The sequence below is a fragment of the Cognaticolwellia beringensis genome (assembly GCF_002076895.1).
Lineage (GTDB): Bacteria > Pseudomonadota > Gammaproteobacteria > Enterobacterales > Alteromonadaceae > Cognaticolwellia > Cognaticolwellia beringensis.
Window position 1 is genome coordinate 2,272,662 of record NZ_CP020465.1, and the last position, 12,954, is coordinate 2,285,615.

Sequence of the window (12,954 nt, forward strand, 5' to 3'; positions counted from 1 at the left end):
TATTTAATAAATACAATAAGTAATGAGTTTTTTAGAGTAAGCATTATCGTAACAATAACGTGAGTTTTACACATAGCTTTATAAAAAATTATTAGGTAGGTTACTTTAATTCATTGAGAAGTGCATACTAAACAATAAAATTAAAACACAGGGAGTTGGTATCTTGAAATTCAATCAATTAGCAGCGTATATTGGGGTTGCCGTTTTTATTTCTGCTTGCGGCGAAAGTATAACTTCACAAGAGCATATTGCCAACGCGAAGTCTGCGATAGAAAGAAACGAGCTGAGTATAAGTGAAATAGAATTAAAAAATGCTTTAAAAGTTGATGGAAAAAGTGCAGAAGCACGGTTTTTACTTGGTCAACTATATTTATCTCAAGGTGATAGTTTAGTTGCTGTAAAAGAATTAGAGCGAGCGCATTCATTAAATTACGACGGTAATAAAGTTGTACCATTACTCGCTAGGGCTTATTTGCTAGCTGAAAGCTATGAAGATATTTCAAGTTTAGATGACGACGGTAAAGACTTAGTTATTGACAGTAAAATTAAATTCTTAGCCTTTAAAAGTATTGCTGCTGTACTTAGCGAAAAATTTGAATTAGCTCAAGAGCTTACCCTGCAAATAATCTCGTTGTCTGAGACCAACTCCTATTCTCTGTTAGCTAGTGCTTATGTTAACTTTGCCGAAAATAATAATGAACAAGCACTTTCTTTAGTATCAAAAGCCTTACTAGCTGACTCTGAAAATATTGATGCCTTTTTGTTAAAAGGTCATGTCTCTTTTGCTTTAAATAAATTTGCCAGTGCGGCAGAAAATTACAAGAAATATAATGAATTACAGCCAAAAGTGGGCGTAACAAAATTATTTATTGCTAATTCATTATTACGTGACAATCAATATGATGAAGCTGAAAAATATGCTGATGATATTCTTGCATCTATCAGTGAGCAACCGCTAGCAAATTATATAAAAGCCGTGGCGATGTTCGAAAAAAAGGACTATACCAATGCAAAGTCGCATGCAGAAACGGCGCTTAATCAAAACTATAATTTACCCGTTTTAAAATTAATTGCCGGTACAAGTGCATTTAATTTAAATAATTATGAAAGCGCATATCATCATTTAAACGTTATTGTAAAACAAATGCCAGCTAATCATTATTCAAGGAAAATATTGGCGATAAGCCAACTTCAGTTGGGGTTAATTGATGATATAAATGAAACACTCATTGGTTTTAACGCGACGACTTCTGAAGAAGTACGTTTTTTATCTAGCTTGAGCTTTCAACTGGCAGAACTAGGCGCCCTTGACGAAGCTAAAGTTATAGCAAAACAAGCTAATGAGAATGCAACCGAGTCGAATGCTGAGCAAAGTGTGCGTAGTGGCATATTAAAATTAATGACCAATGATCCTTCTGGGGTTGAAGATTTAGAATTAGCGCTGGAAGCAAACCCAAATCTTGAAGGTGCAGAGCTTGCAATTGCCTTTGCGGCATTACAAACAGGTGATTACGATAAAGCACTTAAAGTTGCTAAGAAATGGCAAGAAAAGCAGCCTGACATCGCGGGTAGTTATAATATGCTTGCGGCTGTTTATATTGCACAACAAAAAAATGAGCTAGCTACCCAAGCATTACAAACAAGTTTACTCAAAGATGCCAATAATCTATATGCGCTTACTGAGTTAGCGAAACTTAATTTTACTGAGGGTAATAAAATTGACGCTGAAAAATACGCCCTGCGTGCGGTTGATCAGTATCCAGACAATGCTAAGGCTTTGCGCTATTACTATGCTTCAAAACCTGATGAACAAGCTTTAGCTAAAATTGAACAGGCTTATCAAAAAAGTAGCGATAATATTGCATTAAGTTTGTTATATATTGACGCGCTTATTAATTCAAACGATTTGACCCAAGCGTTAGTTATTGCTAATGGTATGGAAAGCAGTGTTAAAACACCTAAAAAATTATGGTTACAGCGTATTTCGATTTATAAAAAACAACAGAATGAGCTGCAATTAATTACCACGATTGAAGAATGGTTAAAGGCTAATCCTTATCATATTGAACCTGTGTTAATGATCTCTGATTATTACGTTAACCAAAGACAAATAGACAAGGCATTACCGTATCTCGATAAAGCGTTGTCTGATCATCAGAAAGACAGCTTAATTATTAAATTGGTAAAAGTTCAATTGCTATTGGACATCAATAAGCTGTTTGAAGCCAAAAAACTTTTTCAAGATCCTCAGTTGCAGAGTGTTAAATCTGAGGTGAAATCAGGACTAGAAGGACGTATCGCTTTTCTCGAAAAAGACTTTACCAAGGCTGTTGAAAAGCTTACTCATTTTTATCAAGCTTATCCATCACGTAAAAATGTGGTCTTACTTTCACTAGCGTATATAGCTGATAATCAAGCGGTACAAGCACAGCAAATTCTGCGGGAGTATTTGGCAAAAAATGAGCAAGACGACCAAGTTCGAATGATGTTGGCTGATAGCTATCTAACTACAGAGGTTGAAAAAGCTATTTTAACTTACGAAAAAATTATTATTAATGAACCTAATAATGTCATTGTTCTAAATAATCTTTCATGGCTATACTTGGAAAAAGGCGAATTAGACAAAGCACAATTACACTCTAAAGCCGCGATTGATCTTGCTCCTGAAAATCCAAATGTTATTGATACGCGTGGTATGGTTCTATTAAAGTCGGGTAAAAATGTAGAAGCATGGAAAAAATTATCAGAGGCATATAAGTTGTCTAATGGTAAGGATATATCAATAGCGTTGAATTACGCAGAAGCGTTACTCGCAAATAAACGAAATCAGGATGCTGCTAAATTGTTGATAAAAATTAAAGTTAACAGCATTGATGATATGAATCGTAAGAATAAATTAATGGCATTAGCAATTTAGTTGATCAAATAACTGATCATTAGAGGGTTTTTGCCAGGTATATAATACAGGACGACTAATGTACTTAATAAATAGAAGTAAGAAAATCATTCCATTGTTGGCGTTTACGATTGCAGTAGCAGGTTGTAGTGGGCAAAAAAGTGATGAAGAATATTTAACACTCGCTAAAGCGTCCATCGCACAAGGCGAGGCTAACGCAGCGATTATTAACTTAAAAAACCTATTGAGTGCTAATGCACAAAACGTCGAAGGACGATTTTTATTAGGCAAGTCGTACTTAAATCTAGGTTTGTGGATTTCAGCAGAGAAAGAACTGGAGCGTGTTTATAAAAAAGGATATGACACCGCGCTTGTTATCCCTTTATTGGCTAAAGCTTATTATCACTTAGGCGATTTAGCCGGCTTAGAAGCGTTGTTGATTCAGTTGGACTCATTCTCTGAAGAAACTCAAGCGATATTAAAAACTTTTACAGCAATAGCTTACATTAAAGAAGAGAGTATTGAGCAAGGTATTATATATTTATACGATGTAGTTGAAGTTGATTATGACTCTAAATATACCGAGCTCAGTAAAGCGTGGAAGCAGGGGATGGATAATAACATTAGCCAAGCCATTGCCACTGTCGACAGTATTTTAATTAACTCGCCAGAATTTGCAGAAGCGATAGAGTATAAAGCTTACTTGTTCTTTAAAGAGCAAGAGATGGCACAAGCAGCAGAATACTTTGGAAAATATATCGTTTTACATCCTCAAGCACATGAATTACGCATGATGTATGCAATGGCATTAGTGTATTCAGAGAAATATAAAGCTGCAGAGCAGCAAGTTGATTTACTATTGGTGGGGTTACCAAATAATCCTAAGCTTAATGAAATGAAGGCTCAAACTCGCTTCGCCTTGAACGATTATGAGCAAGCCAAGCGATATGCGGAAATTGCGCTTAGGGGTAATAACAGTTCTGTACTTGCTAAAGTTATTGCTGGTGTAAGTGCATTTCAATTAAATCAATTAGAGGTAGCCTATTCACAATTGAATTCAGTAAGTAATGACTTAAGCTACCAGCACCCAGCTAAAAAATTACTGAATGCGCTGAAATTTCAATTAGGTTACGAACAAGATGTTTTTGCAGAGCTGTCTAATGTATCCAATGATCAAGTTGACTTGGAAACATTAGGTATTTCGGCTAGTGAATTATTTAGGTTAGGCAAAGTTGCTGAAGCGAATGCACTCCTGGCTAAGGCGGCTGAAACTGCTCCTGATAATGCTGATGTACTTTATCAACAGGGAGCTTTAAAGTTTTTTTCTGGAGATAATTCTGCAGCAGGTTATTTTGAAAAAGCGTTAGAGAAAAACCCAGAGCTAGAGTCTGCGATGTCGATGCTGTTATTAGAAAGGTTAAAAGTTAATGATTTCGAGAAAGCTCTTGAAATTGCCAATAATATAGCTAAAGACAACCCTGAATTATCACTCTCTTATAAAGGAATAATCTATGTTCGTAAGAACGAGTTAGATAATGCTAAAAAAGCCTTCGAGCAAGTTTTAACGATAAACGAAAATAATACAGGCGCTTACTTCAAGCTTGGCCAAGTGTATGAATTAGAAAAAAACTTTGAGGCTGCGATCAAGCAATATCAAAAATCCCTGAACTTAAATATAAATTTACCATTGGTTGTTTCAGCGCTATTAAGAATAGGGCAAGACGTAGAGCATAGAGATAGTGTGAGAAGTTACTTTGAGCAGTTTGTAAAAACAAATAACAGTGAATTTTTATCGCATATCTATCTAACGGCTTTTTATATTGTAAAAGGTGAATTAGACACTGCTGAGAGTATTGTAAGTCAAGGACTTGTGCGTTTACCTAATAATATTCAGTTGTTGATGCTTAAAGGCAAAGTGCAAGCGAATAATAAACATTATGATGATGCGATTGAAAGCTTTAACAAAGTGCTAAAGTTAAATGCTTTTAGTCCTGAAACTTTGATTGCAAAGTCTAATGTATTAGAGCTTAAAGGAAGTTTTTCTGATGCTATTGAAGTACAGAAAAAGGGTGTTGCGCTAATGCCTAATTCCCCTGTTCATAAGTTACAGCTGGCGCAGTTATATATTAAAAATAATGATTTAAAGAATGCATCAGAAATTTTAACTGAACTACAATTGTCAGACAAACCCAACATTCATATAGAACGTTTAATTGGCAAAGTGGCTTTTTTAAATAATGATTTTTCAAAAGCACATCATATCTTAGCTGAAGTGGTTAAAACAATTAATTCTGAAGAAGTTATATTCCAATTGTCGACATCATTACAACAGTTAAATCGCTCAGTAGAGGCTTTGGCTGTTATCGAACGCTATAAAAAGTCGGGTAAAGCACACAATACTTTAGATTTGGAATTGAAATATGCTGAGTTGTTAGAAAAAGAGCAGCCTAATAAAGCATTGCAAGTTTACATGAAGATATTAGATAAATCTGATCGACATTATTCAATGCTAAATAACGCGGCGATGCTATTCTTGAAACAAGGAAACCATCAACAAGCGATTAATTATGCACGTGAGGCATTAGCTGCAGTGCCGGATAATAGTTCGGTACAAAATACATTGGGATTAACACTTTTAGCCGTTGGCCAAAACAAAGAAGCTGAAAGACATTTACAGCAAGCGTCTACGGCTAATCAACATAATGCTAATTATAAAGTACATTTGGCTCAAGCATTATTTGCTAATGGTAAAGCCGATAAAGCAAAATCGTCAATGCTTAATATGAATAGTAAAGAATTGAATGACTTTACCTTACCTAGGTATCAAGCTTTAACTAAAATACTTGGTATAAACTGATGGAAAAGTGTCAAGATATTTTACATAAAGGCTACGCGACTAAAACAGGAGCTTCTTAAGTTGCTGATAAGCTAGTAGTTATTAAACTTGGCACATAGAATGCATTTACTTAGGATAGAACTTAAATGGAGAATTTGAAATGAAAAAATTATTTACAGCAACGCTAGTTACTTTAGCTTTCGCAGGCACAGCAACAGCTGACGAAATTTATATCGATAATGGTGCTAATTACGGTGGCAATGCTAATACGGCTGCTGGTGACAACACTACAGGTTGGAAAGAAGAGCTTAAATTAGTTTATAAATCCAACTCAATTGTTAAAGATGTTGATGGTGATCAAACTATAAGTGTTGGTGATACAATCACTTCACAAGGTGGTTTTGTTGGTACTAATGCTATTAATGAAAACTTTGTTACTGCGATGACTCCAGGACAAACTTTCGGTGGACCTAGCAACAATGGTTATGAAGCCGACTGGTTATTAAGCTTTCGTTTCAGCGACCTAATGGGTACTTTTAACGGTTCTGATTTTATTTACAGTTCAGGTACTATTGATTGGATTTTATTTGATGCATCTGAAGGTTATACCGGTGCTGCATTAGGTAATGAAGTTCATTTATTTTCAACTACTGTAACGGGTCATACTTCAGTTCCGGGTAATCAACAATTTACTGGTACTGTTGGTAATTTTGGTCTTGGAATGGTTAATGGTATTCCTGTTGGCGATATGTTTAACATCAAGTATGGTTCATCATCGTTAACCCTTGGAGAGTATGAAGCTACAACCGGTTTACCAGTACGTTTCACTATTGATCAAAATACACAAAGTCCAAATGTGACAGGTTATAACGCAGCAACACAAGAGTTTACTCTTGAAGGTGGGCATAACGCTGCTTTACAATTTCAAGTTCCAGAGCCAACTACTCTAGCTATTTTAGGTTTAGGTTTATTAGGTTTTGCTGGCGCATCACGTCGCAAGTCTTAATTTAACTAAACGTTAAAAAACCGCCTTTTGGCGGTTTTTTTATGTCTAAAATTTATAAGCTAATAATCGGCATAGATATATCATACTGAATGACAGCCTAATATGTCCTCTGGTTAAATTTTACTTATAGCTATAAGTTAATGTATCTCAGAGTCAGTGAGTCGTGATTTAACGCTTATTCTGACTGAGTGGTAGCATACGTACATTTTTTGTATTACTAAGATAATACGTTCTTGCTGTGTTTCTGTAGAGTTTAATTTACGTATATCAGACCTGATAATTAATATACCAAGTTGATTAATTCGACTTTCATTTTTAAAAGGTTAAAAGATTACTTTGACTGTGTAGGTGTTGGGGGATATAGATAAGTTAATAGTAACGACTCAGCTAGATTTTATTATCTAGCTGATTAGTATAAGTAGTAACAATAGAACAAGTAACTAATCAAATAGGTTATTTACTGTTATCAATAATACCTTTAAAGACTTTAAACATATAACGCTGTAATGGATTTCTGTTGCCAAAAGGACGCCATGTTTTGACAGTTTTATTCAGGTAAGCGTCAAAGTGTAAGCCTCGGGGCGCGCAGATAACCTCGCCCCTGTTTAAAATTATTTTAAGAGCATTTGTACAAAGTACACCTGCTGCTAAAGAAATGCCCATGCATGTTGAAGGTACTTTCTTTTTAAAGAAGTTAACTGAGGTTCTTTGTGCAAGATAATGGCGTTGTAAACATGCTGGCGCTACACCAACGACAAATTTGACAATATTATCTGCAAAAACCTCTGCTTTTTCTTCTTCCGTAGCATTAGCTGCAGGATCTTCGATGTTAAAATAATCATCGAACGACATTTTACCTGGCATGAAGACCAAGAAAGCAGTTCCCATTCCAAGAGGGGCTGCGGTAATCGTTGGGATACCTTTTTCATAGCATCGTCGAAAAACCTTTCTACGTATTTCTAAAGCGAAGATATCTAAACTGTCGATGTAGATATCAACATCCTGTAAAAACTCTTCTAAATTATCTTCTGAAATGCCTTGATTAAAGTTGGTTATTTCAGCTTCAGGATTGATGCCACGGATAGTTTCTTCCATTACGGCTGATTTAGCTTTACCAATAGTCGACATGTTTGCGCCAGATTGGCGATTAAAGTTGGCGACATCATAATCATCCAAATCCGAAATATTAAATTTACCTATGCCTAAGCGTGATAACACCACTGCATGATCGCCACCAACACCACCTAATCCGCCAATAGCAACTTTAGTATTACGTAACTTTTGCTGTTCGTCGTCGGTAACCCAACCAATATTTCTTGAAAATGCTTCTTCATAATTAAACATATTAATCTCTATTTTGTTCATTCATAGACAAGAACAAAGGACCACTTAAATGTGGCTGCTTAAGTCTACATCTGGAATGTTAAATGGAGTGTCCTTACCAAATTTAACAAATTTAATTTGCTCAGCCATCTCTTTATGAATTATGGCGTATAACTCTTCAAGCTGTTCAGTCAACTCTTTATGGAAATCTTGTTCGTCCAAATAGAACATGGCACGCTTACCATGATAGTCCATGTCATCACCTATTTGTTGAAACGGTAAGCCAAAGCGCTTTAATCGTCGATTAAGTCGAGGCTCCATCATAACAACCATACCTTGGTGTTGACATAAGCTTGCTAAGGCAATACCACTTAAATAAAGCCCCATGGCGATATTAGGAAAATTGCGACGCTCTTCTTCAGTGAATACAGTGTCGGGCTTAATATTATTAAGTACAAAGGGTACGTTTTTTTCTTTTTCACGCCTTCTAAATGATGCTAATACCGCTAAGCGTGAAATTTCGCCGAAGCTACCTCGCGGTAGTTGTGTTGTATCGACAATTTCTTTTCGGGCACTTTGCAGACAATTTGCTTCAAAAGGTAATTGCTTTGTGGGATCGGTTGGTGGTGGTATAATTAATCGAATACAGCCTGCGAAAACCCCAGTGCGACGATGCTCTAAAAGGCAGTGATAAGCATACTCATCACATTGGTCGATTTCCATTTTTTGGGCATTTTCAGGTTCCCAGCCTAACTCAGAGCTGTAAACACCATAACGAATTTTATAAGCTTCTTGTCTTAGCTCTTTTGTATTGGCAAAGTGAATTTTAAAGTATTGATTAAAATGTTTGGCAATTGAATAGTCACTCATTGTTCAATCCACGTCCCCAGGCTATTTTATTTAAGATACTCTATAGAATATAACAAGATGTAGCGTATTTGCTAATTAAAGTGCAACATAAATATATGTTTTTTAACAATTGGTCATATAGTTTTCACAGTTTTATAATTAAAATAGTGAATTAGCTGAGATATTACTCCTTTCGCGGTGTTATTAGTTACTTCAGTCGGCCTTTGTAGCCATAGGTTTAGGACTAAATGCAGGAGGTTGGATTTATTCCAGTATGTTGTAATTTTATTAAGTGATGGTTGTCGGTGGTTTGAAGGTATTGGAAAAATTAAAGTCGGCAGCCTGCATTTGAAAACGGCACAATATATTGCTGTAATAATAATTCGGCACTAATAGAGTCATATAATTCTTTCAGTTCCGGCTTTAAATTGGCACTAAATTTTTCTCGTGGTAAATGATACATAGCTCTTTTTCCATGATAATCGATAGTATCTCCAACTTTTTCAAATTGAAGGCCTATTCGAAATAGTCCACGGTGTAGCCTTTTCTCCATAATAACAAATAAATCTTGGTGGTTACATATTTCAGATAACGTAACGGACGCCAAATACAAGCCGATGGCTATATTTGGAAAGTTTCGATGTTCTTCTTCAGTGAAAGTGATTTCGGGCTCAATATCATTCATGACAAATGGTTTTCTATTTTCTGATTTTCTGCGCCGAAATGAAGACAACACAGCTAGTCTTGATATTTCACCAAAGCTTCCACGTGCTAATTTTGTTGAGTCAATTATGTCTGTTCTTGCTGAATGGAGAAAGTTTTTTTCAAAAGGCAGTTGGAGTTCAGGTTCGTGGATTGGAGGTATGATTAAGCGTACACAGCCAGCATAAGTACCGGTTCTTCTGTGCTTTAATAGGCAGTGATATGCATAATCATCACATTCATCAATTTCCATTTGTAAATTATTTTTGGCCTCCCAGCCTAGTTCATGGCTATAAACGCCATAACGTATTTTAAATGCTTCTTCCTTGAGTTCTTTAGTATTTGCAAATTGAATGTGAAAGTGTTGATTAAAATTTTCGGCTATTGACATAGTCTCTCATTGTTTAATCCACGGCTTCAAATCACTTTTTAGATGCTTTTTATTTAATACAAAGTACTTATATTAACTTGCTTTAAACTAAATGTTGATTTGAAGGCTAAATATTTTACTTTTTTATATTTTCGTTAATTGTGTTAAATCAAAGAATCGGCATAACTGAGTTATTATAACGGCTTTTTTTATTATCTACACATTTAAACAGTAAATAAACTTTGTTTGCAATAGTAATTTCGCAAATTTCAGTACGAATGTATACGTTTTAGCCTTAATTATACTCAGATTAACTTAAGTTTTCATTAGATATTCATTTGCTTTCATTTCGATAGTTTGTCAGTCAAATCGTTTTAAAGTTTAGCTTTCATCGGCACAATTTCCATGGCAGTTTGGTAGCCGACATCAAATAATTCGAGTTTCTTTTCTTCGCTCATCCCAAAGTCTACAGCAGAGGATAAGCCCGCATTGATAATAATAGTGTTATGCCAGAATGCGTCATTGATATACTCGCGCGATATCGTTGTCATGAAAGTGCGAATTAGCAGTGTTACGTAGTTTATAATAGGAAACATGCCATCAGTTTTTAGCTCGTCATATTCATGTTCACCACGCAGACGAAAGCACAGCACCGGTGTGCCATCCATTGCCCAATCTCTGTGCAAGGCATCTTCTGATAAAATACTGCCATCAACCATTAAGTGGTTACCAAACTTTTTAAAGCTGAATACGAGCGGTATAGACATAGAAAAACGCACGGCCAAAGACACCTTCATACCTGGTGTTCTTTTTCGATCGAAAATAACCGGGCGGCCTGTTTTTACATCTGTAGCTACTATATGTAGATTGCAATTAAGGTCGTTAAAAGTTTTTCCATCTAGATGATTATCGACCCATTGTTCAAAAACATCGCCAGAACTTAAGCCACCATTACGAATTAAACTTACAATTGAGAAGCCTTTAAATTGATTATAATTTGTCGTTAGCGCAATATGCTTCATTTCTGGTATCGATAGCCCTGCGGCGTAAAAGCTGGCAATAATACTGCCCCCCGAAACGCCAACAATATGAGAAAAGTCGATATGTAAATCTTCTAACGCTTGCAGAACGCCAATATGAGCGGGTAACCGTGTTCCTCCCCCAGCTAAAATAGGCACTATATCCACCATTTTACGTTCTCCTTTTATTATTATTATTTAATTATGAGCAAAAATTTAGAAATCGCTAGCAAAACATGTGCTAAGTTCAAGTAAAGTGTGAATTTTTTAAAGAGTGAAACTATGAACCGTTTATTACCATCATTAATAATCATTGGACTTTATTTTAGTTCGATAGCACAAGCTAACTTAGTAGATACCGTTAGCATGGTCAAGCCATCCGTGGTTGGTATTGGCATTTATACCCCGACAGGCAGACAGAAAAACCAACTTTTTGGTACGGGCTTTGTTATTGGCGATGGTCGTTATATCGTTACTAACAATCATGTTATTGATAAAGAGTTAGATGATAATTTATTACAAAAGTTAGCTGTATTTACCGGTAAAGGGCCCGCAGCGAAAGTTAGGTTAGCTAAGTTGATTGCGACCGACGAAGAACACGATTTAGCCATTCTTAAAATTGAAGGGCGACCATTACCTGCTCTGACATTAGCGACGAGTAACTTTCTTAGTGAAGGTAGTAGCATTGCGTTTACTGGCTTCCCTATTGGTGCCGTGCTTGGACTTTATCCTGTTACACATAGGGGTATTATTGCTGCCGTAACGCCAACTATTATTCCCGTTGATGACTCAAGACAAATTAGTATTGCTATGCTTAAAAGATTAAGAGACCCCTATTTAGTTTATCAGTTGGACGCAACGGCTTATCCTGGCAACAGTGGTAGTGCTATGTATGATGTTAAAACGGGTGAAGTTGTCGGTATTATTAATAAGGTTTTTGTACAGGAAAGTAAAGAGACTGTGATCAGTAAACCAAGCGGTATTACTTATGCCATACCTGTGAAATATCTGCATGTGCTACTTAAAAAACATAATATAAATAGTTAGTTAGTCTTGCAGTGTCAAATAATTTTACACTTTTTAAAATACAATAATCAGCTTAATCTTCAGCGTTTATTTGCTGGTTAAGCAATGCTATTTTATTGCTAAGTAACTTGGATATTGGTACTAGCTCGACATTATTTTGCTCAAGTAATGGTAAGAATTTAAGTAATGCACTGATTGTTTCAGGATGAGGGTGAGCTATTGCAACAACGGTTTGATAACGCTTAGCGTCTCGAATTAACTGTTTAAATTGCCGGCGAATATAGTTATGTTCCAATTTATTATCGAGAAAAATATGGCGATGTAAGCTTGGCACGCCAAAACTTATGGCCACTTTTTCAGCTTGGCTGGCGCTGGTTGTTACACTATCAATAAACATTAAGTTTCGTTCACTTAGAAACTGCATAGTCCAAGCCATGGGTTGATATAACTCGGTGAGTTTACTGCCCATATGGTTGTTAATACCTAAGGCGAAAGGGATTTCATCAAAAGCATTGGTTAAGCTTTCGCGAATCCCATTTTCGTTCATTGTGCTGGTTAATGCGCCAGGCCCTAACTTCTTACCATTTTTGGCTTCCATGGGAATATGCAAAATAACATCTTTGTTTTTCGCTTGTGCTTTTAACGCGAGTTTTTTGCCATAAGGGGTATGAGGAAGAATGGCATAGCTGATATTTCCAGGTAAATAAAGCGCTTGTGCATCGCTTTTTCGATAGCCAATATCGTCAATAATAATCGCTACTTGCGCTGTTTGAGCATAAAGTAAAGTAGGGAAGAGTAAGCTTAGTGTCAGCAGGAATTTAGGCAGTAATCGAAGCACGGTAAGTTTTTTCTTATAATAAGTCGTTATGTAGAATAACAGTTCAGATGTTCAAAATCGACTAGTTCGCTACATAATGTAATCGAATT

General features: G+C 35.9%; 9 protein-coding genes. 4 read left to right on the forward strand and 5 right to left on the reverse strand.

What is annotated here, in order from left to right; all coding sequences use genetic code 11:
* Positions 1-163: 163 nt before the first annotated feature.
* The 3 genes from prsT (B5D82_RS09635) to B5D82_RS09645 all read left to right on the forward strand — a co-directional run bounded on the left by prsT (B5D82_RS09635) (position 164) and on the right by B5D82_RS09645 (position 6,738).
* The gene (gene prsT / locus B5D82_RS09635) at positions 164-2,917 is read left to right on the forward strand and encodes an XrtA/PEP-CTERM system TPR-repeat protein PrsT (protein ID WP_157673866.1); all 2,754 of its coding nucleotides are present in this window, start codon (positions 164-166) and stop codon (positions 2,915-2,917) included.
* 58 nt (positions 2,918-2,975) lie between these two features.
* On the forward strand, positions 2,976-5,753 hold the full coding sequence (prsT, locus tag B5D82_RS09640) for an XrtA/PEP-CTERM system TPR-repeat protein PrsT (RefSeq protein WP_081151126.1): 2,778 nt from the start codon (positions 2,976-2,978) through the stop codon (positions 5,751-5,753).
* Positions 5,754-5,892: 139 nt separating this feature from the next.
* A complete protein-coding gene (locus B5D82_RS09645) occupies positions 5,893-6,738 on the forward strand; it encodes a PEP-CTERM sorting domain-containing protein (RefSeq protein WP_081151128.1) in 846 nt (281 codons plus the stop codon).
* Between the two features lie 453 nt (positions 6,739-7,191).
* On the opposite strand, the gene B5D82_RS09650 is transcribed toward B5D82_RS09645, so the two are convergent.
* The 4 genes from B5D82_RS09650 to B5D82_RS09665 all read right to left on the reverse strand — a co-directional run bounded on the left by B5D82_RS09650 (position 7,192) and on the right by B5D82_RS09665 (position 11,172).
* Positions 7,192-8,082, reverse strand: coding sequence for a ThiF family adenylyltransferase (locus B5D82_RS09650; RefSeq protein WP_172820638.1), 891 nt, complete (start codon positions 8,080-8,082; stop codon positions 7,192-7,194).
* Positions 8,083-8,127: 45 nt separating this feature from the next.
* Positions 8,128-8,931, reverse strand: a complete 804-nt coding sequence (locus tag B5D82_RS09655; RefSeq protein WP_081151130.1) for a PEP-CTERM/exosortase system-associated acyltransferase — start codon at positions 8,929-8,931, stop codon at positions 8,128-8,130.
* 307 nt (positions 8,932-9,238) lie between these two features.
* Positions 9,239-10,003: a PEP-CTERM/exosortase system-associated acyltransferase gene (locus B5D82_RS09660; RefSeq protein ID WP_081151131.1), complete on the reverse strand. Its 765-nt coding sequence runs from the start codon at positions 10,001-10,003 to the stop codon at positions 9,239-9,241.
* Between the two features lie 353 nt (positions 10,004-10,356).
* Positions 10,357-11,172 carry a patatin-like phospholipase family protein gene (locus B5D82_RS09665; RefSeq protein ID WP_081151133.1) on the reverse strand — a complete coding sequence of 272 codons (816 nt, stop codon included), beginning with the start codon at positions 11,170-11,172 and terminating at the stop codon, positions 10,357-10,359.
* Positions 11,173-11,283: 111 nt separating this feature from the next.
* Here B5D82_RS09665 and B5D82_RS09670 point away from each other — a divergent pair, with 111 nt between their 5' ends.
* Positions 11,284-12,048, forward strand: coding sequence for a S1 family peptidase (locus tag B5D82_RS09670; protein WP_081151135.1), 765 nt, complete (start codon positions 11,284-11,286; stop codon positions 12,046-12,048).
* Positions 12,049-12,100: 52 nt separating this feature from the next.
* Here the strand turns inward: B5D82_RS09670 and B5D82_RS09675 are convergent, their stop codons facing one another.
* Positions 12,101-12,865, reverse strand: coding sequence for a divergent polysaccharide deacetylase family protein (locus tag B5D82_RS09675; protein WP_094122786.1), 765 nt, complete (start codon positions 12,863-12,865; stop codon positions 12,101-12,103).
* Positions 12,866-12,954 lie beyond the last annotated feature (89 nt).

Coding starts and splice junctions, on each gene's coding strand:
- B5D82_RS09660 (WP_081151131.1), bottom strand. CDS start 10,003: ATGTCAATAGCCGAAAATTTTAATCAACACTTTCACATTCAATTTGCA.
- prsT (WP_081151126.1), top strand. CDS start 2,976: ATGTACTTAATAAATAGAAGTAAGAAAATCATTCCATTGTTGGCGTTT.
- B5D82_RS09645 (WP_081151128.1), top strand. CDS start 5,893: ATGAAAAAATTATTTACAGCAACGCTAGTTACTTTAGCTTTCGCAGGC.
- B5D82_RS09670 (WP_081151135.1), top strand. CDS start 11,284: ATGAACCGTTTATTACCATCATTAATAATCATTGGACTTTATTTTAGT.
- B5D82_RS09665 (WP_081151133.1), bottom strand. CDS start 11,172: ATGGTGGATATAGTGCCTATTTTAGCTGGGGGAGGAACACGGTTACCC.
- B5D82_RS09650 (WP_172820638.1), bottom strand. CDS start 8,082: ATGTTTAATTATGAAGAAGCATTTTCAAGAAATATTGGTTGGGTTACC.
- B5D82_RS09655 (WP_081151130.1), bottom strand. CDS start 8,931: ATGAGTGACTATTCAATTGCCAAACATTTTAATCAATACTTTAAAATT.